The sequence below is a fragment of the Erwinia sp. AnSW2-5 genome (assembly GCF_045107195.1).
Classification (GTDB): Bacteria; Pseudomonadota; Gammaproteobacteria; order Enterobacterales; family Enterobacteriaceae; genus Erwinia.
Genome location: NZ_JBJGXA010000002.1, coordinates 337,178 through 363,913, shown reverse-complemented (window position 1 = coordinate 363,913; position 26,736 = coordinate 337,178). Strand labels below are relative to the sequence as shown.

The 26,736-nt window shown below is 53.4% G+C and carries 21 protein-coding genes; 12 read left to right on the top strand and 9 right to left on the bottom strand.

The window, feature by feature from the left end:
• Window positions 1-113 precede the first annotated feature (113 nt).
• Together ACFL9S_RS03260 and fabA are read left to right on the top strand one after the other, a co-directional pair.
• Entirely contained in the window at window positions 114-1,874 is a 1,761-nt protein-coding gene (locus ACFL9S_RS03260) for an AAA family ATPase (protein WP_405260260.1), read from the top strand.
• Between the two features lie 68 nt (window positions 1,875-1,942).
• Window positions 1,943-2,461, top strand: a complete 519-nt coding sequence (gene fabA, locus ACFL9S_RS03255; protein WP_133841003.1) for a bifunctional 3-hydroxydecanoyl-ACP dehydratase/trans-2-decenoyl-ACP isomerase — start codon at window positions 1,943-1,945, stop codon at window positions 2,459-2,461.
• A gap of 208 nt (window positions 2,462-2,669) precedes the next feature.
• Here the strand turns inward: fabA and rmf are convergent, their stop codons facing one another.
• The 6 genes from rmf to rlmKL all read right to left on the bottom strand — a co-directional run bounded on the left by rmf (window position 2,670) and on the right by rlmKL (window position 10,643).
• Window positions 2,670-2,837, bottom strand: coding sequence for a ribosome modulation factor (rmf, locus tag ACFL9S_RS03250; RefSeq protein WP_072277417.1), 168 nt, complete (start codon window positions 2,835-2,837; stop codon window positions 2,670-2,672).
• Window positions 2,838-3,114: 277 nt separating this feature from the next.
• Complete coding sequence (pqiC, locus tag ACFL9S_RS03245) at window positions 3,115-3,672, bottom strand: membrane integrity-associated transporter subunit PqiC (protein WP_405260259.1); 558 nt, start codon at window positions 3,670-3,672, stop codon at window positions 3,115-3,117.
• Window positions 3,672-5,312 (bottom strand): intermembrane transport protein PqiB, encoded by a 1,641-nt coding sequence (pqiB, locus tag ACFL9S_RS03240; RefSeq protein WP_405260258.1) that lies wholly within the window; start codon window positions 5,310-5,312, stop codon window positions 3,672-3,674. Before pqiB ends, pqiC begins: the two co-directional genes overlap by 1 nt.
• A complete protein-coding gene (gene pqiA / locus ACFL9S_RS03235) occupies window positions 5,299-6,573 on the bottom strand; it encodes a membrane integrity-associated transporter subunit PqiA (RefSeq protein WP_405260257.1) in 1,275 nt (424 codons plus the stop codon). Before pqiA ends, pqiB begins: the two co-directional genes overlap by 14 nt.
• Window positions 6,574-6,605: 32 nt before the next feature.
• Window positions 6,606-8,519: an ABC transporter ATP-binding protein gene (locus tag ACFL9S_RS03230; RefSeq protein ID WP_405260256.1), complete on the bottom strand. Its 1,914-nt coding sequence runs from the start codon at window positions 8,517-8,519 to the stop codon at window positions 6,606-6,608.
• Window positions 8,520-8,525: 6 nt separating this feature from the next.
• Window positions 8,526-10,643, bottom strand: coding sequence for a bifunctional 23S rRNA (guanine(2069)-N(7))-methyltransferase RlmK/23S rRNA (guanine(2445)-N(2))-methyltransferase RlmL (gene rlmKL, locus ACFL9S_RS03225; RefSeq protein WP_405260365.1), 2,118 nt, complete (start codon window positions 10,641-10,643; stop codon window positions 8,526-8,528).
• 133 nt (window positions 10,644-10,776) lie between these two features.
• On the opposite strand from rlmKL, the gene ACFL9S_RS03220 reads away from it, so the two are divergent.
• Window positions 10,777-11,886, top strand: a complete 1,110-nt coding sequence (locus ACFL9S_RS03220; RefSeq protein ID WP_405260255.1) for a YcbX family protein — start codon at window positions 10,777-10,779, stop codon at window positions 11,884-11,886.
• Between the two features lie 16 nt (window positions 11,887-11,902).
• On the opposite strand, the gene ACFL9S_RS03215 is transcribed toward ACFL9S_RS03220, so the two are convergent.
• Window positions 11,903-12,448 carry a cell division protein ZapC gene (locus tag ACFL9S_RS03215; protein ID WP_405260254.1) on the bottom strand — a complete coding sequence of 182 codons (546 nt, stop codon included), beginning with the start codon at window positions 12,446-12,448 and terminating at the stop codon, window positions 11,903-11,905.
• 184 nt (window positions 12,449-12,632) lie between these two features.
• Window positions 12,633-13,643, bottom strand: coding sequence for a quinone-dependent dihydroorotate dehydrogenase (gene pyrD / locus ACFL9S_RS03210; protein ID WP_405260253.1), 1,011 nt, complete (start codon window positions 13,641-13,643; stop codon window positions 12,633-12,635).
• A gap of 258 nt (window positions 13,644-13,901) precedes the next feature.
• On the opposite strand from pyrD, the gene ssuE reads away from it, so the two are divergent.
• From ssuE to ssuB, 5 genes are read left to right on the top strand one after another with little or no spacing between them, the layout of a single operon-like run.
• Window positions 13,902-14,453: an NADPH-dependent FMN reductase gene (ssuE, locus tag ACFL9S_RS03205; RefSeq protein ID WP_405260252.1), complete on the top strand. Its 552-nt coding sequence runs from the start codon at window positions 13,902-13,904 to the stop codon at window positions 14,451-14,453.
• A 14-nt stretch (window positions 14,454-14,467) separates the two neighbouring features.
• The gene (locus ACFL9S_RS03200; RefSeq protein WP_405260251.1) at window positions 14,468-15,427 is read left to right on the top strand and encodes a sulfonate ABC transporter substrate-binding protein; all 960 of its coding nucleotides are present in this window, start codon (window positions 14,468-14,470) and stop codon (window positions 15,425-15,427) included.
• 15 nt (window positions 15,428-15,442) lie between these two features.
• Window positions 15,443-16,588 (top strand): FMNH2-dependent alkanesulfonate monooxygenase, encoded by a 1,146-nt coding sequence (ssuD, locus tag ACFL9S_RS03195; protein WP_405260250.1) that lies wholly within the window; start codon window positions 15,443-15,445, stop codon window positions 16,586-16,588.
• Window positions 16,589-16,597: 9 nt separating this feature from the next.
• On the top strand, window positions 16,598-17,389 hold the full coding sequence (gene ssuC, locus ACFL9S_RS03190) for an aliphatic sulfonate ABC transporter permease SsuC (protein ID WP_405260249.1): 792 nt from the start codon (window positions 16,598-16,600) through the stop codon (window positions 17,387-17,389).
• Window positions 17,386-18,174 (top strand): aliphatic sulfonates ABC transporter ATP-binding protein, encoded by a 789-nt coding sequence (gene ssuB / locus ACFL9S_RS03185; RefSeq protein WP_405260248.1) that lies wholly within the window; start codon window positions 17,386-17,388, stop codon window positions 18,172-18,174. The genes ssuC and ssuB overlap by 4 nt, the downstream gene beginning before the upstream one ends.
• Window positions 18,175-18,231: 57 nt before the next feature.
• Here the strand turns inward: ssuB and pepN are convergent, their stop codons facing one another.
• Entirely contained in the window at window positions 18,232-20,847 is a 2,616-nt protein-coding gene (pepN, locus tag ACFL9S_RS03180) for an aminopeptidase N (protein WP_405260247.1), read from the bottom strand.
• A gap of 264 nt (window positions 20,848-21,111) precedes the next feature.
• Here pepN and pncB point away from each other — a divergent pair, with 264 nt between their 5' ends.
• The 4 genes from pncB (at window position 21,112) to ACFL9S_RS03160 (ending at window position 26,673) form a co-directional block, all read left to right on the top strand.
• Window positions 21,112-22,317, top strand: a complete 1,206-nt coding sequence (pncB, locus tag ACFL9S_RS03175; RefSeq protein ID WP_405260246.1) for a nicotinate phosphoribosyltransferase — start codon at window positions 21,112-21,114, stop codon at window positions 22,315-22,317.
• Window positions 22,318-22,479: 162 nt separating this feature from the next.
• On the top strand, window positions 22,480-23,880 hold the full coding sequence (gene asnS, locus ACFL9S_RS03170) for an asparagine--tRNA ligase (RefSeq protein ID WP_405260245.1): 1,401 nt from the start codon (window positions 22,480-22,482) through the stop codon (window positions 23,878-23,880).
• Between the two features lie 300 nt (window positions 23,881-24,180).
• The gene (gene ompC, locus ACFL9S_RS03165; protein ID WP_405260244.1) at window positions 24,181-25,293 is read left to right on the top strand and encodes a porin OmpC; all 1,113 of its coding nucleotides are present in this window, start codon (window positions 24,181-24,183) and stop codon (window positions 25,291-25,293) included.
• Between the two features lie 189 nt (window positions 25,294-25,482).
• Window positions 25,483-26,673 carry an amino acid aminotransferase gene (locus tag ACFL9S_RS03160; protein ID WP_405260243.1) on the top strand — a complete coding sequence of 397 codons (1,191 nt, stop codon included), beginning with the start codon at window positions 25,483-25,485 and terminating at the stop codon, window positions 26,671-26,673.
• Window positions 26,674-26,736 lie beyond the last annotated feature (63 nt).

Genomic DNA, 26,736 nt, shown 5'->3' with positions numbered 1-26,736 from the left:
GACATCAGCGTCAATGTTAACGCAAGCGCCGCAGATGTGCATGTGTACTGTGCTTAACAGGCTGAAATATTGTATAATGCTGCTTTTAATCATCTAAGAAAAATACGATAACTTTGACCAACAACCGATTAGAGTGGCGCGCCCTACAGCCCGATACAGAACGCTTCCAGCATCTCCTCTCGCAGACCTATGCTGCCGATACAGAGTGCTTTGCATCCGTGCAGGCACGCCTGTTCAATGGCCTGAGCCTGCTACTGCAAACCCCGGCCAAAGTACCGCTAATGCTGGTCAAAAGCCCTGAGAGCGCTGAATATCTCGCTTTATTGCAGGATATTCTTTCATCCCTGACTGTCGATGATGATGATGTTCCGGCCTTATTTGGTGGTCATTATGACATCAGCGAACACGCGGTAAGCTGGCGCCCGGCGCAAGATGCCACGGATAATTTCGCTAGCGAAGGTGGTGTTCATCAGGCCGAATGGATTGAAACCGAGCAACTCTTTGGCTGCGTACGCATCCATCAGTCGACGATAACGCTGTCACCAGGTCTGGTACATCGTGCCAATGGCGGGGTATTGATCCTGTCAATGCGTGCCCTGATGGCGCAGCCGCTGCTGTGGCTGCGGCTAAAACAGATCATGGTTAATCAGCGGTTCGACTGGTATTCCCAAGATGAAACCCGTCCTCTGCCATTAGCTATCCCGTCGATGCCTATGCAGTTCCGCCTGGTACTGGTTGGGGAACGCGATGTGCTGGCAGATTTTCAGGATATGGAACCTGAACTGGCTGGACTGTCGCTGTACAGCGAGTTCGAAGACAATATTCAGCTGGTAGACGAAGAAGAATTCAACCACTGGTTACAGTGGGTACAAAGTGTTGCCCACAGTCTCGGCTATCCCTGCCCTGCGCCTGATTTCTGGCCTGTGTTGATCCGTGAGTCTGCACGCTATACAGGCGATCAGGATACCCTTCCATTGGATCCTCAGTGGCTGGGTCGACAGCTGCAGGAAGCCGCTCTCTACAGCGAAGATAATCTGCTCACTGCCGAAAATCTTCAGGATGCCCTCAGTACGCGCGAATGGCGTGAAGGTTTCCTGCCTGAACGAATTCGTGACGAGATCCTGCTTGATCAGATTCTGATTGAAACTGAAGGCGAAATGATCGGTCAGATCAACGCCTTGTCGGTCATGGAATTCCCGGGCCACCCGCGTGCATTTGGTGAACCTTCGCGAATTAGCTGCGTCGTTCATGTAGGCGACGGTGAGTTCACCGATGTAGAGCGTAAAGCCGAGCTCGGCGGTAATATCCATGCCAAAGGTATGATGATCATGCAGGCATGGTTGATTGCCGAGCTGGAACTTGAGCAACAGCTACCGTTTTCTGCCTCTATCGTTTTTGAACAATCCTATTCTGAAGTCGATGGTGACAGTGCCTCCCTGGCGGAGTTATGCGCGCTGATCAGTGCGCTCGCCTCACAGCCGATCAATCAACAACTGGCCGTCACGGGTTCCGTCGATCAGTTCGGTCGCGTGCAGCCGGTCGGTGGGCTGAATGAAAAGATTGAAGGCTTCTTCCATATCTGTAATCAACGCACGTTAAGCGGTACTCAGGGAGTTATTATTCCTGCGGCCAATGTGCGTCATCTCTCGCTACAACAGGAGGTGGTGGATGCCGTTCGTGAAGGTAAATTCCATTTGTGGGCCGTCTCCAGCGTTGATGAAGCTCTGCCGCTGTTAACCGGCGTAGAGTGGGACAAAGAGACAGGATCCTGCCTGTTACGTTCGATTCAGGATCGTATCGACCAGATTCTTCACCCTGAACCTCGCCATCGTCCGTGGCCATTGCGTTGGTTAAACTGGTTTACGCCCGGCTGATCGGACTTGTCCGGCGTACACGTGTAAGCTAAACTCCCTGCTTCATTAAAATAAGGCTTATTGAAAACATGGTAGATAAACGCGAATCCTATACAAAAGAAGACCTGATTGCCTCTGGTCGCGGTGAACTGTTTGGCGCGGAAGGCCCGCCATTGCCAGCTGGCAATATGTTGATGATGGACCGCGTGGTTAAAATGACCGAAGACGGCGGTAACTACGGTAAAGGCTTCGTTGAAGCTGAGCTGGATATCAATCCTGATCTATGGTTCTTCGGCTGCCATTTCATTGGTGATCCGGTCATGCCAGGCTGCCTCGGCCTTGATGCTATGTGGCAGCTGGTTGGTTTTTACCTCGGCTGGTTAGGCGCTGAAGGTAAAGGTCGTGCGCTGGGCGTGGGCGAAGTGAAATTTACCGGACAGGTTCTGCCAACCGCGAAGAAAGTGTCTTACCGTATTCATTTCAAACGTGTTATCAACCGTAAACTGGTGATGGGCGTAGCAGATGGTGAAGTGCTGGTCGATGGTAACGTGATTTACACGGCTACAGACCTGAAAGTGGGCTTGTTCAAAGACACCACTGCTTTCTAAAGTTTTAGAGCCGTTAAGACATTAAGTATAACGGCCTATATCCTAAATAGTTCGGGCTGTATCAAGGCGGCAAACGAAGGAATCCCGATGAGCTGACTGAAGTCAGTGATTCGGGTGACTGAGAGCAGACAACGCAGAGACAGTTCGAAATATGACGGATATGAAAACCTCCGCATAAGCGGAGGTTCTTCCCTTTCTCTGACAGGTGTTACGCGGTAACCGACCTGTCCTCCATGGCTTGTCGCCAACCTCCCAACCAGTGTGATCGAGCATCCAGCATTTGGTACGGACACATCTCTTTAGACCGTCCTGTAATGCCTGCGTGATAACCTCGTGATTGTGCCCGATCAAGGCGATCTCGTTTCTGTCTCTTCATGCCGCGTTTCCCTCATTTAGTCTGGTGGAATCTGGTGGAAAGATACAGTGGTTACGTTTCGTGCAACCACTCATAAGTTCTACCGCGACTTTCAATAAAGATCAACGCGCAAATTTCACGCCAATGTCATAAAGCTGTATCAGATCCCTGACGGTCACTCGCCACCAGATGGTGGAAAAAAAGTGCTATCTGACTGAATGCCAATAAAAAAGCCTTTGATGATACAGAAATCAGGTTCTGCAACAATCAAAGGCTTAGTGCGTTAGTTAATTTTTTCTTATTGCTCGCGAATTATCGCATTAGCGACCTGCCCCGCAATTTGCTGCCATCCTTTAGCCAGCGTTCTTACTAACCCATCGTAACCATCTTCACTTTGCGGTAGCACTAGCGTAAACGGCTGTTTTTGCAGTTTGCCATTATGTTCAAGTATCCATTCACCGCTGATCACTGCTTGTCCGTCAAAGCGGCCGTGAAAACCCGTCACGGTAACATTCAGCGTATCGTGTTGCTGTCCCAATGGAGAAGACGAGATCATCGCCCCCGGCAACGCGCTACTGAGATTGGTCACCAGCGTTTGCTGCAACTGTTGATCCAGTGGGCTGGCCCATTGGTTATTCGCCGCTATGACGAACTGTACATCGTTGCTCTGGTAGACCACGCCATTACCAGCGAGATAATCCGGCACCGATACACGTTCTACCCATACTGGCGTTGCCACGCTCCGGTTTACCACAACAGTCGTGCTGCCCGCTGTTGGCAATTGGTAGTACGTCGTTTTTGGGCTGCTGCAGGCACTCAGTGCCAGTACAAGGGCAACGGGGATCCATTTCATCATTATTTCGCCCTCTTCGGTTGTGGGTCCTGACCCGGTTTGGCTTCGAATACCAACGCATTACTCTTGGTATTGAGCGTTTTTAATACAGGCTGCAATTCACGCAGGACCTGATCGAGACGCTGCATGTCCCCCACCATCTTATTATAAGCCGGTGAGCCTGGCTGGAAGCCTTTCATGCTGCGATTCAGTTCACGCAGCGTGCTCTGCATATCCGCCGGTAGCTCTTTCATTGATTGGCTGGAGGTAATCTGGTTGAGGCTGTCGAGCGTTTTCTGCATTTCACGCAGCGTACGCTGGCTCTCTTTCAACGTGCTGGTCGCTTCGTTCAGCAGCGGATTCAGCGGCAGATTGTTAATCTTATCCAGTGACTCCATCAGTTTCTGCTGAATTTGCGCCAGTCCACCGCTCACCGTTGGGATCAGTTCATAATCAGCAAAGGTAGTCGGGCCGCTAACCGGTTTCGCCTTGTTGTAGAAATCAAGGTCGATATACAATGCGCCCGTCAACAAGTTGGCTGACTTCAATGAAGCACGAAGTCCATGAGCCACACCGTCTTTCAGATGCTGCTCAAAGTTGAAATCACTGCCCAACTGCGTCTGAAAACGGTCTGGCTCAATACGGATTAACACCGGAATGCGATAGTCACTATTCAGACGCTGGGCAATGCCCGGCATGGTGAACGGCACTTCGGCTACCGTGCCTAAACGGATACCGCGAAACTCAACCGGCGCACCTTTCTGCAATCCACGAATAGAGTCGCTGAAGAACAGCAGGAAGTCTTTATGTTCGCTGTACAGTGAATCCTGAATGCTGCGCTGATCGTTAAAGAGGCGATATTCCGCTTTATTCTGTGCACGCTGGCCACGCTCCCAGCCTTCCGGTACATCAAAGCTAACGCCACCGCTAAACAGAGTGGTCAGTGACCCCATCTCCACGCGCATCCCCGAAGCCGACATATCCACCGCTATGCCGCTGTCTTTCCAGAAGCGAACGTTATTGGTCACAAGGCGGTCATACGGCGCGGAAATAAACAGCTGATAGGTCATCATGCGTTTATCGGCATCAAAGGCGCCGGTTTCAACAGAACCCACGCGATATCCACGGAACAGCACCGGGTCACCCGCATTAAGCTGGCCAGCTTTTTCACTGTCGAGGGTAATACGGATACCTTTAGCATCCAGCGGCGCCAGTGGTGGTGAATCCAGCAGTTGATACTGCGCCACCTTCTCACCTTTGGCACCCGGCTGAAGCTCAATGTAGGCGCCCGACAGCAGCGTGCCCAGCCCGGTGATACCTTCACGGCCAATCGCCGGTTTCACCACCCAAAAAGCGCTGTCTTCACGCAGCAGTTTTTCCATGCCGGAATTTAGCCGTGCTTTGATTTCCACATGGTGCAGGTCATCGGTCAGGACGGCACTTTCTACCACGCCAACGTTAACGCTGCGGCTCTTGATCAGGGTTTTACCCCCTTCAATACCTTCAGCGTTGGTCGTCATCAACGTGACGACCGGGCCCTGGTGGCTAAAGTGATAAAACAAAATCCATGCTCCGATAAAGACGGTGACGATGGGAATGATCCACACCGGCGACCAGCGCTTTATCTTATCTACCGTGGCTATGCCGTGGTTATTGTCCGTCACTTGCAGGCTCCTCCGTATTCTTTTCTTTTATCCGGTCCCAGGTGAGACGGGGATCAAACGTCATGGCGGCAAACATTGTCAGGATCACCACCAGGGCAAACAGCACCGCACCACTGGCAGGATAAATACTCATCAATTGGCCCATTCGCACCAGTGCCGACAGCACGGCGATCACGAATACGTCAATCATTGACCAGCGCCCGACGAATTCCACAACCTCATATATTTTATGCATTTTATCACTGTCACCCCGGTTGCCGTCGCGCTCATTGGCATGCCAGCACAACCAACCGATAGCCATCATTTTCAGCGTTGGGACCATAATACTGGCGATAAAAATCACCAGGGCCACCGGGTAGGATCCACCACTCCACAAGAGGATCACGCCAGCCATGATTGTCGAGGTCATTTTGTTGCCAAGCGCCTCGGTGATCATGATAGGCATCAGATTGGCCGGGATATAGAGCAAAATCGATGTTATCAATAAGGCGAGTGTCCATTGCAGACTGTGCTTACGTCTGGCATGCCCATGAACCCCACAGCGCGGACATTCCAGCGTATCGCTGGCCAGTACAGCGGTACAGCAGCGGCAAGAACGCAGCCCCTGGCGCAGCCCGCTGACGGCGGGTAACGGCGTGAAAGGAAGTGCAGGCAAGGGGGCGACCCGCAGCCATAATGTCCGGCGGTCAATACACTGAAACGCTCTGAGATGTAACAGGCAGAACAGGCACCAGGGAATAAAACTGGAACCAATGCCGATATCACCATAAGCCATCAGTTTAACAAAACTCACCAGCACACCGGCCAGAAAGATCTCCGCCATACCCCAGGTTTTTAGCTGAAACAACACGCGTGCCAGGGTGCGTTTCAGCCTCTGGGGCAGCGTAATATTATTCACTAAAAGCAGGATCACCAGCATACAGAAAGCCGGAACACCCTGAACAAACAGCAGAAACAGCGTCGCCAGGCTGCTGTAGTCATCGGAAATCATCACCTGAGGGATTTTTGTCAGCGTGATTTCGCTGCTCAGTCCGGCAACATGCATATTGATGAAGGGAAATAAATTTGCCAGCAGCAGCATAAACAGTGCTGCCAGCGCATAGGCTGTTGGCCGCTTTCGCGGCTCAACCCAGTTAGACTGAAGTGTGGTATGACAACGCGGGCAGCTTGCCTTACTGCCCGGCCGGATATCTGGCAACTGTGTCATCAGGTCACACTGTGGGCAAAGCATCCATTGATGCGCGTGGTGCGACGAACACATACCTGATCCTCGATAATTTCAGAACAGTAGTATCAGGCGCCGTTGCTTAACGACTCCAGATATTCCCAACGTTCGAAAGCGACTTCCAGTTCCTGCTCAGCCTGAGCAAGCGAATCCAGCACGGGCTGGGTCACATCATGAGGCTGGTTGAAGAAGTTAGCATCGGCAACCTGCGCCTGGTAGGTTTCCAGACGGGCTTCCAGCTCTTCCATTTTCTTCGGCAGTTGTTCGAGTTCACGCTGCAAATTGTAGCTTAGCTTAGCGGCAGGTTTTTTTGCGGCGTCACTTTTTGCACTTTCCTGACGCGGCTGCGCACTACTGGACTTTGCGCTGGCACGATTTTGTTTATACGCGCTACGCTGCAGCTGCGCATCGTGGTAGCCACCCACAAACGCACCGATTTCACCATTGCCTTCGAAGATCCAACATTCAGTCACGGTGTTATCAACGAACTGACGATCGTGGCTCACCAGCAGGACAGTACCCTGATAACCATCGACCAACTCTTCCAGCAACTCCAGTGTTTCTACATCGAGGTCATTGGTCGGTTCATCGAGGATCAGCAGGTTACTTGGCTTCAGGAACAAACGGGCCAGTAACAGGCGGTTACGCTCACCACCCGATAAAGCGCGCACCGGCGTCATCGCACGCTTAGGGTGGAACAGGAACTCCTGTAGGTAGCCCAGCACGTGGCGCGGCTTACCATTCACCATCACTTCCTGCTTACCTTCCGCCAGGTTGTCCATGACCGTGCGGTCCGGGTCCAGGTCGGCGCGGTGCTGATCAAAGTAGGCAACTTCAAGCTTGGTACCAATGTGCACGCGGCCGCTGTCTGCCTTCAGCTCATCGAGCATCAACTTCAGCATGGTGGTTTTACCACAGCCGTTAGAGCCGATCAGGGCAATTTTGTCACCACGCTGTACCTGGCGAGAGAAATCACGCACCAGTTGTTTACCGCCCACCGCATAGCAGACATTTTCCAGCTCGAAGACAATCTTGCCAGAGCGTGAAGCCTCTTCAACCTGCATATTGGCTTTGCCCATCACTTCACGGCGATCGGAACGTTCGCGGCGCAACGCTTTAAGTGCGCGTACACGCCCTTCGTTACGCGTGCGACGCGCTTTGATGCCCTGACGGATCCACACTTCTTCCTGCGCCAGTTTGCGGTCGAATTCGGCATTTTGCATCTCTTCAACGCGCAGCGCTTCTTCCTTGCTGGTCAGATACAGATCGTAATCGCCCGGCCAGGAAACCAGCTTGCCACGGTCCAGGTCAACAATGCGCGTTGCCATATTGCGAATAAACGAACGGTCATGCGAGATGAAAATGATGCTGCCCTGGAATGTTTTCAGGAACGTTTCTAACCAGTCGATGGTTTCAATATCAAGGTGGTTCGTTGGCTCATCCAGCATCAGCACTTTCGGATTGCTGACCAGCGCACGCCCAAGCGCGGCTTTACGCAACCAGCCACCGGATAATGAGGACAGCTCGGCTTCACCATCCAGACCGATTTGTTGCAACACATCATGAATACGGCTTTCCAGCTGCCACAGATTCTGGTGGTCAAGAATGCCTTGTAAGCGCGCCATCTCATTCAGATTTCTGTCGCTCGGATCTTCCATCACTTTATGCGAGATCGCGTGATAGGCCTTCAGGTGTTCTGCCTGCTCTTCCACACCTTCCGCGACAAAATCATACACCGAACCCTGCACATTACGTGGCGGATCCTGCTGGAGGCGCGCCACCACCAGGTCCTGCTCATAAATAATGCGCCCGTCATCCAGCGGCTGCTCACGGTTAATGATCTTCATCAGGGTGGATTTACCCGCCCCGTTACGGCCAACCAGACAAACACGCTCGTTTTCTTCGATGTGCAGTTCAGTGTTATCCAACAGCGGCGCATCGCTGAATGAGAGGTAAGCGCCATGAATACTGATTAGTGACATAAAAACTTATTCCTTACCGGCGTGAGTGATCAGCCAGCAGTTGTGAATTTGACGATTACGGGCAAAATCCTGCGACTGTGTTTTCGCAGTAATTTCAGTAGCAGCCAGGCCAAGAGCTTCCAGACCGGCAGAATCCATTTTGAAACCGCGTTTATTGTTAGAGAACATCACGGTGCCCCCTTTACGCAGCAGACGCTTCAGATCTTTCATCAGATCAAGATGATCGCGCTGCACGTCAAAGCTCTCTTCCATACGTTTGGAGTTAGAGAATGTCGGCGGATCGATAAAGATCAGATCAAACTGTTCATCCGCATCACGCAGCCAGCTCAGGCAGTCAGCCTGCATCAGACGGTGCTGACGCCCGGACAAACCGTTGAGACGCATATTGCGCTCGGCCCATTCGAGATAGGTACGCGACATATCGATGGTGGTGGTGCTGCGTGCGCCGCCCAGACCAGCATGGACGCTGGCGCTGCCGGTGTAAGCAAACAGGTTGAGGAAATCTTTCCCTTTACTCATCTGCCCCAGCATTTTGCGGGCAACACGGTGGTCGAGGAACAGGCCAGTATCAAGATAGTCCGTCAGATTAACCCATAATTTGGCGTTAAACTCACCGACTTCAAAGAAATCGCCCTTCTCGCCCAGTTTCTGATACTGATTTTTCCCTTTCTGTTTTTCGCGGGTTTTCAGCACCAGTCGGTTAGCTGGCAGTTCGAGCACGCTGAGCGTTGCGGCAATCACATCAAACAGGCGCTGACGTGCTTTGGCTGGCTCGATGGTTTTCGGCGCGGCATATTCCTGCACCACCACCCAGTCGCCATAACGGTCAACCGCCACATTGTAATCGGGCAGATCGGCATCGTAAACGCGGTAGCATTCAATGCCTTCCTGGCGCGCCCATTTATCCAGCTTCTTGGTATTTTTGCGCAGGCGGTTGGCGTAGTCTTCCGCCAGCTGGCCTGCCGCCGCACCGGTTGGATTCTCCGCAAGCTGGTAGTTTTTCTGCACGCAATCCAGCGGGCCATTTTTCGCTTTAAACTGGCGATCGGCACGTAATTGCAGGCAGCTCAGCAGCTCCGGTGAGGCACTGAACAGAGACAGGTTCCAGCCACCAAAATGCGTTTTCATAATACGGCCCAGCTGACCGTGCAACGCAATCAGCGCTGGTTCACTGTCCAGACGCTCGCCGTACGGTGGGTTACTCAGCACCGTACCGGTCACGCCCTGCGCCAGCGGGTTGGTCAACTTCAGCACATCCTGGGTGGTGAACTCAATGAGGTCAGCCAGCCCGGCGTGACGGGCGTTGGCGCGGGCGCGCTCGATGACCCGGGAGTCGTTGTCATAGCCGTAGAAACGTGAAGTGGTTTCCTCCAGCCCTTTGCGGGCGCGTTCGTGTGCTTCACGCGTCACGTCGCTCCACATCGGCTGATTAAACTTGCTCCAGCCAGTAAAGCCCCAGTGTTTACGTTGCAGCCCAGGCGCACGATCGCTGGCGATCATCGCGGCTTCAATCAGCAAGGTCCCGGAACCACACATCGGATCCACCAGCGGCGATCCTGTCTGCCAGCCGGATCGCTGCACGATGGCCGCAGCCAGGGTCTCTTTCAATGGTGCCTGACCGGTCTGCTGGCGATAACCGCGCTGATGCAGGCCGTCTCCGCTCAGATCCAGGGCAATGCTGGCGGTATCTTTATTCAGCCAGACGTTAACGCGAATATCTGCCTGTTCGCGGTCCACATTCGGGCGCGGCAGATTTTTACGGGTGAAGCTGTCAACGATGGCATCTTTGACTTTCAGTGCGCCGTACTGGCTATTACGGATCACTTCATTCAATCCGCTGAAATGCACCACGAAGGTTTGATCGCTGCCAAACATGGCTGGCCAGTCAATCGCCTGCACCCCGAGATAGAGATCGAGGTCGCTATAAACGCCACATTCGGTTAACGGCAGCAGGATACGTGAAGCCAGTCGGCTCCACATCAGACTCTGATACATCAGACGATCATCGCCCTGGAAATGTACGCCGCCCTGGACCACCTGGCAGCCTTCGGCTCCCAGCGCTTCCAGCTCACTTTTTAACAGCTCTTCGAGCCCACGCGCCGTACTGGCAAACAGAGAATTCATAGCTTCACTTATCGTCATCAGAAATTGCTGCGCATTATAGCTAATCATGACGTCATGTCATAAAGTTAGCGTTTATTACTGCAAAAACCCTGTAAATGGCAGGGGGCCGCGGTGGGCGCAATGGAGAATCGCCATGATCAGTCTGTCTCGTTTATTTGTTCATCCCGTTAAATCAATGCGGGGGATGCAGGTTTCCCACGCGCAGGCGCTGAGCAGCGGGCTGGCCTTTGACCGTATTTTTATGCTGACCGAACCCGATGGCACTTTTATTACTGCGCGGCAATATCCAGAAATGGTGCTGTTTACCCCCGCGCTGATTGTCGATGGCCTGCATCTCAGCGCGCCGGATGGCAGCAGTGCGACCGTGCGCTTTGAGGATTTCCTCACAGATCCTGCGCCAACCGAAGTCTGGGGCAGCCAGTTCACCGCGTTGATCGCCCCCGATAATATTAATCAATGGCTGAGTGATTTTTTCCCGCGCCAGGTACAGTTACGCTGGGTCGGCCCGGAGATGACCCGCCGTGTAAAACGTTTCGACACCGTCCCATTGGGATTCGCTGACGGTTACCCGTTTCTGCTGGTCAACGAGGCTTCTCTGCACGATCTGCAACAGCGTTGCCCTGCCGGGGTGAGAATGGAGCAGTTTCGCCCCAACCTGGTGGTCAGCGGTGCCAGCGCATGGGCGGAAGACAGCTGGTCGTCATTACGTATCGGGGACATTATCTTCGATGTACCGAAACCCTGTAGCCGCTGCGTACTAACCACCGTCAGCACGCAATATGGGCGTAAACATCCGGGCGGCGAACCGCTGAATACCTTACAGGGATTTCGCAGTGCGCTGGATGGCAGTGGCGATATAGATTTTGGCCTTAACCTGGTGGCGCGCAGCAGCGGCGTCGTGCGCGTGGGCGATAAACTTGAGGTGCTCACCAGCCATACGCCACGCGCTTACGGTGCCGGGCGCGTAACAGAAACGTTAGAGGTTGCCACCGTTGCAACCCGCGATGTGGCCATGAACTGGCGGGGTCAGCATTTTACTGGCAACAATCAACAAGTCTTGCTGGAACAGCTGGAGCTTCAGGGAATTAAAGTGCCTTATTCCTGCCGCTCGGGTATCTGCGGAAGTTGCAAAGTCACGCTGGTCAGTGGGGAAGTGAGTGCGATGAAAAAAGGTGCGGTACGTCAGGATGGTAGCGTATTAAGCTGTAGCTGTATTCCAGTGGGCGATCTGGTGCTGCGCTAATGGCAAGCGCGGTGACTTACACCGCACTTGCGAAGCGAATACCATCGGCACTCGCATGAGGAAGCAGGCGATCATGCATAATTTTAATCGCTTCACCCAGCACCATTCCACGGCCTGCCACAGTTAACTGCGCCTGCGCCAGCAGGCAAAGTGCGGCACTGTCGCCAGACTCCACCACCAGCAGGCTTGCCGACTCACCGCTGTCGGAAACCTTCACATTGACCAGCTCACCATCAGATGGACGCCAGTTACCCTGGATATAGCTGTCGAAATGCCAGCTTTTGGGCATCAACGGTTTCAGGAAACGGGTGGCCACCAGCGCATTCAGCACCAGCTCTGCTCGCTGATCGGCGTTCAGTTGCGTATCACGGCAGCGTTCGTCAAAGGTGAAAAACAGTGCAGCATCATCAACACAGAAACCGGAAACATCAAAAGCATCAGGCGTTAACATTTTGCGCGGAAAACGGGAACGAAATAACATACCGTCTGCCAGGTCGAGCATCATCCGGTCATGTTCTTCGTCGAAGAACCAACGCCAGTTATCGTCTGGTTTAATCCTCATGATGGTTCCTGTATTAATACTTAGTTACAAGTAGCCGGAGAAATAGTTTATTTTTCCGGAAACCAGAGGCTTCGTTAACGCTCTCAGCTCGCTCTGTAAAATTTGAATATTGTCTAAACAGAACAAAATATAAACGAGACAGCGCCGAAAATAAAGCCTCTGGCATATTTAACGCTAAATTAACCTAAAGATGAGTCACAATTTCTTTTATCAAAGGCGGACCTTTGTAAATAAATCCGGAATATATTTGCACCAGCGATGCACCCGCCGTGATTTTTTCACGCGCCGAAACCAGCGAATCAATACCACCAACGCCAATAATGGGGATGCGCCCCTGTAATTCCTGCGCCAGACGACGGACGATTTCAGTGCTGCGCAACTGTACCGGGCGGCCGCTTAACCCACCGGCTTCTTCCGCATGCTTTAATCCTTTGACCAGCTCACGATCGAGGGTGGTATTGGTCGCAATCACGCCATCAATATTGTGGCGCACTAAACTGTCGGCCACCTGGATCAATTCTTCTTCAGAAAGATCCGGCGCGATCTTCACCGCCACAGGAACATATTTATGATGGATCTGCTGAAGATCGTTTTGACGGATTTTAATCGCCGCCAGCAAGTCATCCAGCGCTTCGCCGTATTGTAAAGATCGTAAACCCGGGGTGTTCGGTGAAGAGATATTGATGGCAATGTAACCAGCGTAAGGATAAATCTTATCCATGCAGGTTAAATAATCATCTTTTCCCTGCTCGACCGGGGTGTCTTTATTCTTGCCAATATTAATGCCGAGGATACCGTCGAAGTGGGCTTTTTTAACATTCTCCACCAGGTTATCCACACCCAGATTATTGAAACCCATGCGGTTGATGATCCCTTCCGCGGCAACAATACGGAACATGCGCGGCTTATCATTGCCCGGCTGCGGGCGCGGCGTCACGGTACCAATTTCAATGGAACCAAATCCCATCGCACCAAATGCATCAATGCATTCACCGTTCTTATCCAGACCCGCGGCCAGACCCAGTGGGTTCTTAAATGTCAGCCCCATACAGGTCACGGGCTTAAAAGGGAGCGACTGACGGATCAGGCCCATCAGCGGGGTGCCGGAGATACGCTTTAACTGCTGCAAAGTCAGGTCATGCGCGCGCTCAGGATCGAGCTGAAACAGCGCCTTACGAACGAAAGGGTAATACATGGTCACTCCTGAGGTCCCGATGGAAAATCGGGGTCGTATTATCCGGGTTTCAAGGGGTAAAGGGAAATGACCTTGCGCAAAAGCGGGCCTGAATCGACGTTTTTTTTACGTCTTCAAGGCCTTTATGCCGCGCTATATGTGCAAACTGGCAAAAATATTCCGGATAAATCATTTAAGCGTCCAAACGCGCTCTGTCAGGATGACCCCATCGGTTCTTGAATGTCGTTTATCAATAACTTTTAGTTATAAGGAGAAGTTATGCGCGTTATTACTCTGGCGGGAAGCCCCCGTTTTCCTTCACGATCCACTGCATTACTGACCATTTGCCAGCATGCACTGGAAAAACGTGGCGTCGAGGTTATCCCGTGGAATCTGCATAACTTCAATCCTGAAGATTTATTGTATGCCCGCTTCGATTCCCCCGCCCTGCTGGCCTTAAAAGAAGACCTCGAATCTGCTGACGGGCTGATCGTCGCGACTCCGGTCTATAAAGCATCGTTCGCCGGTGCGCTGAAAACGCTGCTCGATCTACTGCCCGAACGCGCTCTGGAACATAAAGTGGTGTTACCGCTGGCAACAGGCGGCACCGTTGCCCATCTGCTGGCCGTCGATTACGCACTGAAACCTGTGCTGAATGCACTGAAAGCGCAGGAAGTGCTGCACGGCGTATTCGCTGACGATACGCAGATCAGCAATTACGACCGGACGCCTGAACTCTCTCCGATTCTGGCTGAGCGTCTGGCAGAGTCGATCGATACCTTCTGGCATGCACTTGCCCGCCGCCATCATCCCCTGGCTGCTGCCGTCTGAAAAGGTGACCGTCCATGACATTGTTTGCTCGCGTATTGAGTACCCTGCTGATCACCGGACTGCTGGCCAGCCAGGTGATGGCCGCTGACACCCGCGCGGCCCCCGATCAGGTTCGTATTGGTTACCAGAAAGGTTCGGTCAGTATGGTGCTGGCAAAATCTCACCAGCTGCTGGAGAAGCGCTTTCCGCATACCCAGATTAAATGGGTGGAGTTCCCCGCCGGGCCACAGATGCTGGAAGCACTGAACGTCAACAGCATTGACCTCGGCAGCACCGGCGATATTCCGCCGATCTTCGCTCAGGCCGCTGGTGCGGATCTGCTGTATGTCGGCTCCGAACCCCCAAAACCAAGATCTGAAGTGATTCTGGTGCGTGAAGACAGCCCGCTGAAAACCGTGGCGGACCTGAAAGGCCATAAAGTGGCCTTCCAGAAAGGCTCAAGCTCCCACAATCTGCTGCTGCGCGCATTAAAAGAGGCCGGACTGGGCTTCAACGATATTCAGCCTGCGTTTCTCACGCCTGCGGATGCCCGCGCCGCCTTCCAGCAGGGAGACGTTGACGCCTGGGCCATCTGGGATCCCTATTACTCTGCGGCTATCCAGCAGGGCGGCGTGCGCGTGCTGAAAAATGGCGACACGTTAAACCTGACCGGCTCGTTCTACCTCGCAACACGCCCGTTTACCGAAAAAAATGGCGCGTTCCTGCAACAGGTGCTGGACACCTTCAGCCAGGCCGATGCTCTGACACGCAGCCATCGCGAACAGAGCGTGGATCTGCTTTCAACGGCGATGGGCCTGCCAAAAGCTGTGATCTCAACCTATTTCGATCATCGCCCGCCAACGGCCATCACCCTGGTGAGTGAGAAGACCGCACATGCGCAACAGCAAACGGCCGATCTGTTTTACACCAGCAAGCTGATGCCGGTGAAAGTCGATATTTCCAGCCGCATCTGGCATGGCCCGTCAACCCATTGATTGAGGAATAACACAATGAGTCTTTCCGTATTCTGGTTTCTTCCCACTCACGGTGATGGGAAATATTTAGGCACTAACGAAGGTGCCCGCCCGGTGGATCACGCTTATCTGCAACAGATTGCCCAGGCGGCCGATCGCCTGGGATTTGGCGGCGTGCTGATCCCGACCGGCCGCTCCTGTGAAGATGCCTGGCTGGTTGCCGCCTCGCTGATCCCGGTCACTCAGCGTCTGCGCTTCCTGGTAGCGTTGCGCCCCGGGGTGATCTCACCCACGCAGGCTGCCCGTCAGGCGGCCACGCTTGACCGCCTCTCTAACGGCCGCGCACTGTTTAACCTTGTCACCGGTGGCGATGCCGAAGAGCTGGCGGGAGATGGCGTGTTCCTCGATCATCGTGAACGCTATGCCGAGTCCGCCGAGTTCACCCGCGTCTGGCGCCGTGTACTGGAAGGCGAGACGGTCGATTTCGAAGGGAAACATGTTCATGTGCGTGGCGCGCGCCTGATGTTTAAGCCGGTTCAGCAGCCTCGTCCACCGCTGTGGTTTGGCGGCTCGTCTGATGTCGCGCAGGATCTGGCTGCCGAGCAGGTTGATGTGTATCTGACGTGGGGCGAACCGCCGGCGCAGGTGAAAGAAAAAATTGCTCAGGTACAGGCGAAAGCTGCCGCATTAGGGCGTAAAGTGCGTTTTGGTATTCGTCTGCATGTGATTGTGCGTGAAACCAATGAAGAGGCATGGGAAGCCGCTGACCGTCTGATCTCGCATCTTGATGATGCGACCATTGCCAAAGCGCAGGCCGCGCTGGCGAAAACAGACTCGGTCGGTCAGCAGCGTATGGCCGCTCTGCACGGGGGCAAGCGTGACCAGCTTGAGATCAGCCCGAATCTGTGGGCTGGCGTGGGTCTGGTACGCGGCGGTGCCGGAACCGCCCTGGTGGGCGATGGCCCGACGGTGGCAGCCCGTATGCAGGAATATGCCGATCTCGGCATTGAGACCTTTATTCTTTCCGGCTACCCGCATCTGGAAGAAGCGTATCGCGTGGGCGAACTGCTGTTCCCACATCTGGATCTTAACGTGCCTTCAATCCCGCAGCCGCAGGTCGTTCAGGCTCACGGTGAACATGTTGCCCATGATTTTGCCCCACAAAAAGTATCGCAAAGTTAGAGGTGAAGAATGAGTAAAACCCTTAATCGTATCGGAAATGGCCTGCTGCCCTGGGCGCTGCCAATCCTGCTGGTGGTGGTATGGCAGTTAGCCTCGCAAATGGGCTGGCTTTCAACGCGTATTTTGCCGTCACCTGAATCGATCGTAGTGACGTTCTGGAAACTGTCAGCCAGCGGTGAACTGTTGCAACACCTGGCGATCAGCAGCTGGCGCGCAGCGATTGGTTTCAGCATCGGTGGCTCGATTGGTCTGATACTGGGGTTGATTACCGGTATGTCGCGTCTGGGTGAGCGCCTGCTTGATACCTCCGTGCAGATGCTGCGCAACGTACCGCATCTGGCGCTTATTCCGCTGGTGATCCTGTGGTTCGGCATTGATGAATCGGCCAAGATTTTCCTGGTCGCGCTGGGCACGCTGTTCCCGATTTACCTGAATACCTATCATGGCATCCGTAATATCGATCGCGGGCTGGTGGAGATGGCACGCAGTTACGGCCTGTCAGGCTGGAGCCTGTTTATCCAGGTGGTGTTGCCTGGCGCCCTGCCCTCAATCATGGTCGGCGTGCGTTTTGCGCTGGGCCTGATGTGGCTGACGCTGATCGTGGCAGAAACCATTTCAGCCAACTCCGGCATCGGCTACCTCGCCATGAATGCCCGCGAGTTCCTGCAAACTGATGTGGTGGTGGTGGCAATTATTCTTTATGCCCTGCTGGGCAAACTGGCTGATGTCTGCGCACAGCTGCTGGAGCGTGTCTGGCTGCGCTGGCATCCGGCGTATCAATTAAAAGAGGAAAACGCATGAGCGAGTTAAACACGTCTCCGGCGCGTCTTAATGCCGGTACGCCGCTGGTAATCAATGGCGTCAGCAAGCAATACCACCAGCGCACGGTACTGAATAATATCGACCTGCATATTCCCTCCGGCCAGTTTGTTGCCGTCGTGGGGCGCAGTGGCTGCGGTAAAAGCACCCTGTTACGCCTGCTGGCCGGGCTGGAGAAAGCCAGCAGTGGTGAATTGCTGGCTGGCAGTGCATCGCTGAATGAAGCACGCGAAGATATTCGCCTGATGTTTCAGGATGCGCGCCTGCTGCCGTGGAAAAGCGTGATGGATAACGTTGGCCTTGGCCTGAAAGGCAAAGCCTGGAAAGAGCAGGCGCTGGCGGCGCTGGATGCGGTTGGTCTGGCGGATCGCGCCAAAGAGTGGCCAGCAGCCTTGTCTGGCGGACAAAAACAACGTGTGGCGCTGGCGCGTGCCCTGATCCACCGCCCGGGTTTGCTGCTGCTGGATGAACCTCTCGGCGCACTGGATGCCTTAACCCGCATTGAGATGCAGGACCTGATTGAATCCCTGTGGCAGCAGCATCACTTTACCGTGCTGCTGGTGACCCATGATGTCAGTGAAGCGGTGGCGATGGCTGACCGGGTTCTGCTGATTGAAGAAGGGAATATCGGGCTGGATCTGCTGGTCGACCTGCCGCGTCCACGCCGGAAAGGCTCGGTCAAACTGGCAGAACTGGAAGCGGAAGTGCTGGACCGGGTGATGAAGCGTTCACCCGTCCAGCACGACCGCCATTATGCACATGGCTGAAAAATAAAAATGGGCGAGGATATCGCCCATTTTTTTGTTTATCACTGACCGCTTTTATCAGGCGTTCAGCGCCTTGCTGATCTTCTCGAAAAGATCGCCAGACAGATTATCCAGCCCTTTCAACTGCTCCAGCGCCTTACGCATCAGCGCCTGACGTCCTGCATCGTAGCGCTTCAGACGAATCAACGGCTCAATCATGCGCGCCGCTACCTGCGGGTTACGGGTATTCAGATCGCTGAGGATTTCCACCAGGAACTGATAACCGCTGCCGTCTGCCGCATGGAACGCCGATGGGTTTGCCGAGACAAAAGCACCAATCAGTGAACGAATACGGTTCGGGTTGCTCAGGGTAAAGGAGCGGTGGTTGAGTAGTGCGCGTACCTGAGTCAACACATCTTCAGCCGGGCTGGTCGCCTGCAGGGCAAGCCACTTGTCCATCACCAGGCCATCCTGATGCCAGCGCTCATCGAAATCAGCAAACAGCGCAGAACGGCAAGGGAGCTGTGCCGCCATCGAGGCCGACAGCGCAGCCACAGTATCTGTCATATTGTTGGCGTGATGATACTGAGCGCTAACCAGCTTATCGGCCTGCGCTGCATCAGCAAAGGCCAGATAGCTCAGGCAGACATTCTTCAGCGCACGCTTACCGATATCCGCGTGCTCAACGCGATATTCTGGCGTCTGGCTGGCGTAATACACCGCCAGCAGCTCATCTTCCAGCTCGGTTGCCAGCGTACGAACCAGCGCCTCACGCACCACGGCGTTTGCCTGCGGGTCAATGATGTCGAACAGTTCGGCGATCTCATTCTCCCCCGGCAGAGACAAAATCAACGCCATCAGCGCTGGATCGCTGGATTCCGATAACAGAACGGTACGGAAGGCATCCGCAACATGCAATGGCAGCGACAGCGGCTGTCCCTGCTGCTGGCGGGCCACGTTAATTTTGATGTAGTTCGCCATCAGGCTCTGGGCCGCATCCCAGCGGGCAAAGTCATTGCGCGCATGGCGCATCAGGAAGGTTAACTGCGCATCGCTCCAGTTGTAGTCCAGTTTCACTGGCGCAGAGAATTCACGCAGCAGGGAAGGCACAGGCTGGAAGTAAACCTTATCAAAGACGAAGGTCTGGAAAGACTCGGTGACGTTAAGCACATGATGCACCGGATGACCATTGTACTGTAGCGGAATGACCTTGCCTTCACTATCGTACAGCTCGATATCCAGCGGGATATGCAGCGGCAGTTTCTCTTTCTGATCGGCCGTTGGTGGCGTCATCTGAGTCACATGTAATGTGTACTGTTCCAGCTCAGGATTGTAGTCGTCACGAATGGACAACACCGGCGTACCCGACTGGCTGTACCAGCGGCGGAACTGCGACAGGTCAACATTGGAAGCATCTTCCATCGCCTGAACGAAGTCATCACAGGTCGCTGCGCTGCCATCATGGCGCTCGAAGTAGAGCTGCATGCCTTTCTGGAAGTTTTCTTCGCCAAGCAAGGTGTGCAGCATACGGATGACTTCAGAACCCTTCTCATACACCGTCAGGGTGTAGAAGTTGTTCATCTCGATCACCTGCTCCGGGCGGATCGGGTGTGCCATCGGGCTGGCATCTTCTGAGAACTGCGAACCGCGCATCACGCGCACGTTATCAATGCGGTTGACCGCACGCGAGCCGAGGTCAGAGCTGAACTCCTGATCGCGGAAGACTGTCAGTCCCTCTTTCAGGCTGAGCTGGAACCAGTCGCGGCAGGTGACGCGGTTACCGGTCCAGTTGTGGAAATATTCGTGGCCGATAACCGCTTCAATACCGAGATAATCTTTATCCGTGGCGGTTTCCGCTTTCGCCAGCACATATTTAGAGTTAAAGACGTTCAGTCCTTTATTCTCCATTGCGCCCATGTTGAAGAAGTCGACGGCGACAATCATAAAGATATCGAGATCGTACTCCAGGCCGAAACGCTCTTCATCCCACTTCATACTGTTTTTCAGCGAGGTCATCGCCCAGTCAGCACGGTCGAGGTTGCCCCGATCCACGAAGATTTCCAGCGCAACATCACGGCCAGAACGGGTAGTGAAGCTGTCGCGCAGCACGTCGAAATCACCCGCCACCACGGCAAACAGGTAGCAAGGTTTCGGGAACGGATCCTGCCACTTCATCCAGTGGCGGCCATCCTCCATCTGCCCGGCATCAATGCGGTTACCGTTAGAGAGCAGGAAGGGATAGAGCGTCTGCTCAGCAATAATGGTCGTGGTAAAACGCGCCAGCACGTCTGGGCGGTCGAGGTACCAGGTGATATGACGGAAGCCTTCTGCCTCACACTGGGTACACAATGCTTCGCCTGACTTGTACAAACCTTCCAGCGCGGTGTTTTTATCCGGGTGAATGTCGTTGACGATTTTCAACGTGAAAGACTCAGGCAGCTGTTGTAATACCAGCGCCCCTTCTTCCAGGCGGTAATGCGGCCAGGGCTGATCGTCAACATGCAGTGAGATCAGCGTCAAGTCTTCGCCGTCCAGGCGCAGGTCGGCATGACTGGCGCCCAACCGTTTAATCTGGCTGATGGCGGTAACCTGGGTGGTACTGGCATCGAGATTAAACGTCAGGTCGATGTCGGTAATAGTGTAATCAGGCGCACGATAATCATGGCGATTTTTGGCTTGTGGCAGTTGCGTCATAAGTCCTTCTCACGTCGATAATTAGTTAACCTTTTCAAGTCTATTCCTGTTATCACCAGGTTGCCACGTTGAATCACTGTCAATCGCTGCCTTTGCCATAAAAGAATACATTTCATTAACAATCGCACAGATTTACCTCGACCACCTGGTCTGAATTGTGCTGTGATCGGGTTCACTAAATATGTATTCGGGTTATACTCCTGCGACTTTTTCTTCATTTGAACCAGGGATAACGCTCTTCGCCAGAGGATGCTGAAACGCACCATGACACGACACGCTTCCCCGATTTTGACTACGCTTCTCGATACCGATGCCTACAAACTCCATATGCAGCAGGCGGTATTCCATCGTTATTACGATGTGACTGTTGCCGCCGAGTTCCGCTGCCGTGGTGACGATATGCTGGGTATTTATGTTGATGAAATACAGCAACAAATCGACACTATGTCTGCATTAACGCTGACCGAAGATGAATTCACTTATCTCTCTGGCCTGCCGTTTTTCACCGCGGATTACCTCAACTGGCTGCGCAGTTATCGCTATGACCCCGCTCATGTTCGCGTGCGCAATCACCAGGGAAAACTGGATATCCGCATCAGCGGGCCGTGGCGTGAAGTGATCATGTGGGAAGTGCCGCTGCTGGCACTGATCAGCGAAGTGGTGCATCGCCATCGCTCACCGCAGGTCACGCCGGAAATGGCGGTCAGCCAGTTGAAGAGTAAGCTGGCGCAGTTTACAGCGCTGACCGCCGATCTCGATATGTCGCGTTTTCGCCTGATGGATTTCGGCACGCGTCGTCGTTTCTCACACGATGTTCAGCTGGCGATTGTCACGACGCTGAAACAGGACTTCCCGTGGCTGGTCGGTTCCAGTAACTACGAAATGGCGCGTCAACTGGATATCATGCCGGTGGGTACCCAGGCTCATGAGTGGTTCCAGGCCCATCAGCAGATTAGCCCGGTGCTGGCCAACTGCCAGCGCGCCGCACTCCAATCCTGGCTGGAGGAGTACCCGGACCAGTTAGGTATCGCCCTGACAGACTGCATTACTATGGATGCCTTCCTGCGTGATTTCGGCCTAGAGCTTGCCAGCGCCTATCAAGGGCTGCGCCATGATTCTGGCGATCCGCTGGAATGGGGTGAAAAAGCCATCGCACATTATCAACAGTTGGGTATCGACCCGCTGAGTAAAACACTGGTATTTTCCGACAACCTCGATCTGGATAAGGCGGTGGAGCTTTACCGTCAGTTCGGTCAGCGTATTAATGTTATTTTCGGCATTGGTACTCGCCTGACCTGCGATATTCCGCAGGTTAAGCCGCTTAATATTGTGATTAAGCTGGTGGAGTGTAACGGCAAACCCGTTGCTAAACTGTCGGACAGTCCGGGTAAAACGATTTGCCAGGATAAAGCCTTTGTTCGCGCCCTGCGTAAAGCCTTCGACCTGCCGCTGGTTAAAAAAGCCAGTTAGCCGTTCAACAGGGGCCGGACCCGAATCGGCCCCTGATTCCCTTCCCTTCCAAGAAATCTGCCTTTATTGCCGGAATTTCGCTTGTTTATCATCGCCCGGCAAGTAACATAGCAAGACCCTAAATTCGGGGTAATTCATTCAGTTTAATAGTGAGAGACTTATATGAGCGTTGTGCCTGTAGCGGATGTACTGCACGGCCGGGTCGCGGTTGACAGTGAAGTCACCGTACGTGGTTGGGTGCGTACACGAAGAGATTCAAAAGCTGGTATTTCATTTATCGCCGTTTATGACGGTTCCTGCTTTAATCCCGTTCAGGCTGTCGTCAATAATTCTCTGAATAATTATCAGGAAGAAGTATTGCGCCTGACCACCGGTTGCTCGGTGGTGATTACCGGTAAAGTGGTTGAATCTCCTGGTGAAGGTCAGAGTTTTGAAATTCAGGCTACCCACGTTGAAGTCGCGGGTTGGGTCGATGACCCGGACACTTACCCGATGGCCGCTAAACGCCACAGTATTGAATACCTGCGTGAAGTGGCCCACTTGCGCCCGCGCACTAACCTGATTGGCGCCGTTGCCCGCGTACGTCATACGCTGGCACAGGCACTGCATCGTTTCTTCGATGAGCAGGGTTTCTTCTGGGTGTCCACGCCGCTTATCACTGCGTCCGATACCGAAGGTGCGGGCGAAATGTTCCGCGTATCCACCCTGGATCTGGAGAACCTGCCGCGTACACCGGAAGGCAAAGTCAATTTCGACGAAGACTTCTTCGGTAAAGAAGCGTTCCTGACCGTTTCAGGCCAGCTTAATGGTGAAACCTACGCCAGCGCGATTTCTAAAATCTACACCTTTGGCCCAACCTTCCGTGCTGAAAACTCCCACACCAGCCGTCACCTGGCGGAATTCTGGATGCTGGAGCCGGAAATGGCATTCGCCAACCTGGAAGATAACGCCGCCCTGGCAGAAGCCATGCTGAAGTACGCGTTTAAAGCCGTACTTGAAGAGCGTGCTGATGATATGGCCTTCTTCGCCGAGCGCGTAGACAAAGATGCCATTTCGCGCCTTGAGCGTTTTGTGACTACCGATTTCGCCCAGGTGGATTACACCGAAGCCGTTGAGATCCTGCTGGCGTCCGGCCAGACGTTTGAAAACGCCGTATCCTGGGGTATTGACCTCTCCTCTGAGCACGAGCGCTATCTGGCAGAGAAACACTTCAAAGCGCCTGTGGTGGTGAAGAACTACCCGAAAGATATCAAAGCTTTCTATATGCGTTTGAACGACGATGGCAAAACCGTCGCGGCAATGGATGTTCTTGCCCCGGGAATTGGTGAGATCATTGGCGGTTCACAACGTGAAGAGCGCCTGGATGTGCTGGATGCTCGCCTGGCAGAAATGGGCCTGAATAAAGAAGATTACTGGTGGTACCGCGACCTGCGTCGTTACGGTACTGTCCCACATTCAGGTTTTGGTTTAGGTTTCGAACGATTAATCGCCTATGTCACCGGCGTACAAAATGTAAGGGATGTTATCGCCTTCCCACGTACTCCACGTAACGCGACCTTCTGATTTCTGCATTAAATATAAGAAATTCATATATATACTAAGGCCAGCCTCGCTGGCCTTTTTTTATTTTTGTAAATTTAGAGATGTCTCACAAAGTTCCGTAAAATTTACATTTTGTAATACATATTTTCCTCTTGTTACCAGAATAAGAGATTAGTAGCATTTTCGGGCTAGATTAACCAGGCTGTGAATGGAAAGATGCGTGCAGACACAGGAAGACACCAAACTCTCATCTTGGTTCTGTAAAGAATTATTGACGGCAGTGGCAGGTGTCCAAATAACTCCAATGAGGGTAATAACAAAATGATGAAGCGCAACATTCTTGCATTAGTGATCCCAGCACTGTTGGCTGCCGGTGCCGCTAACGCAGCAGAAATCTATAACAAAGATGGCAATAAACTGGACCTGTACGGTAAAGTTGATGCGCGTCACACTTTCTCTGACAACGCTGGCGATGACGGCGATGCCACCTATGTTCGTTTTGGTTTCAAAGGTGAAACTCAGATTAACGACCAGCTGACCGGTTACGGTCAGTGGGAATACAACGTTCAGGCTAACGTTGCTGAAGCACAAGGCACTGAAGGTTCTAAAACTCGTGTTGGCTTCGCTGGTCTGAAATTTGCTGAGTTCGGTTCATTCGACTACGGCCGTAACTACGGTGTAGGTTATGATCCACTGGCATGGACTGATATTCTGCCGGTATTTGGTGGTGATTCAGGCTACAACGATAACGGCATGGTTGGTCGTTCTAACGGTCTGGCTACTTACCGTAACACCAACTTCTTCGGTCTGGTTGATGGTCTGGACTTCGCTCTTCAATACCAGGGCAAAAACGACGACAACGCAACAAAGCGTGACACCGCTCAAGCAAATGGCGACGGTTGGGGTTCTTCTGTAACTTACACCTCTCCAGTAGGCGTTGCGGTAACTGCAGCTTACACCAAATCTGACCGTACTAACGGCCAGCAGGCAGAATTCTTCGGTAACGACAGCAAAACTGCTGAAACCTGGTCTACCGCTGTTAAGTACGATGCGAACAACGTTTACCTGGCAGCAATGTACGGTGAAACTCGCAACTCGACTAACATCTCCGTGCCAATCCCTGACTCAGAAGATTCACTGAACGGTACAGTTAATAAAGAGCAGAAGTTTGAAGTTGTTGCTCAGTACCAGTTCGATTTCGGTCTGCGCCCATCCCTGGCTTATGTTCAGTCTAAAGGCAAGGACATTGAGGGTGGCTTTGGTGACCAGGATCTGTACAAATATGTTGAAGTCGGTACTTACTACTACTTCAACAAAAACATGTCCACCTATGTTGATTACAAAATCAACCTGCTGGACGAGAACGACTACACCCGTGCTACCGGCACGTCTACCGACGACGTTGTTGGTGTTGGCCTGGTGTACCAGTTCTAATTGCCATTTAATCGCGACTCCGGTCGCGATTAAAAGTGCATCAAAAAGGGGCCTTGGCCCCTTTTTTGTTTTTCTCCCTTCCCCGCTCTCTTTCTGCTGTTTTTTTGATGCAAACGGTTGGTAATTTGCCACTTGTGGCGGTAACCTGAGTCCTCACTTCGCTTTAGACTAAGCTAACGGACTTCGACTATGTTTGAACGTATTGCAGCTGCACCCGCCGACCCTATTCTTGGTTTAGCCGATCTGTTCCGCGCTGATGACCGCACAAATAAGATCAACCTCGGTATTGGCGTGTATAAAGATGAAACCGGCAAAACGCCGGTACTGACCAGCGTAAAAAAAGCTGAGCAGTATCTGCTGGAAAACGAAACCACCAAAAACTATCTCAGCATTGATGGTATTGCCGATTTTGGCCGCTGCACTCAGGAGCTGCTGTTTGGCGCAGACAGCGCGCTGATCAGCCACCACCGTGCACGCACCGCACAAACGCCTGGCGGTACTGGCGCACTGCGCGTAGCCGCCGATTTCATCGCCACGCAGACCAGCGCCAAACGCATCTGGGTGAGCAACCCAAGCTGGCCTAACCACAAAAACGTCTTTGCCGCTGCCGGCCTGGAAGTGTGTGAATACGACTACTACGATGCTGCACAGCATGCGCTGGACTTCGACGGCCTGCTGGACAGCCTGAGCGCCGCGCAGGCGGGTGATATCGTGTTGTTCCATGGTTGCTGCCACAACCCTACCGGCATTGACCCAACGGCCGCTCAGTGGGCCAGGCTGGCTGAATTGTCACTGGCGAAAGGCTGGTTGCCGCTGTTCGACTTTGCCTATCAGGGCTTTGCCCGTGGTCTGGAAGAAGATGCCGAAGGCCTGCGCGCTTTCGCCGCCAGCCATCAGGAGCTGATTGTTTGCAGCTCTTACTCTAAGAACTTCGGTCTGTACAATGAACGCGTTGGCGCTTTCACCCTGGTCGCTGCTGATGCAGCCATTGTGGATACGGCCTTCAGCCAGGTGAAAGCCACCATTCGTGCTAACTACTCTAACCCCCCTGCACACGGTGCAGCCGTGGTCGCCACGATTCTCGGCAACAGCGCCCTGCGTGCATTGTGGGAGCAGGAACTGACCAGCATGCGCGAACGTATCCAGCGTATGCGTCAGCTGTTTGTGAATACCCTGCAAGAGAAAGGCGCGAAAGGCGATTTCAGCTTTATCATCGATCAGAATGGGATGTTCTCATTCAGCGGCCTGACGAAAGATCAGGTGGTGCGTCTGCGTGATGAGTTTGGCGTGTACGCGGTGAATTCGGGCCGTGTGAACGTAGCGGGGATGACCCCGGACAATATGTCTCCACTGTGTGAGGCGATTGTCGCGGTACTGTAATCAGTCAGAGGCGGACCGGAAAAGAGGGTCCGCCACTGCAAAAGGGGTGACCATTTTTGTGGT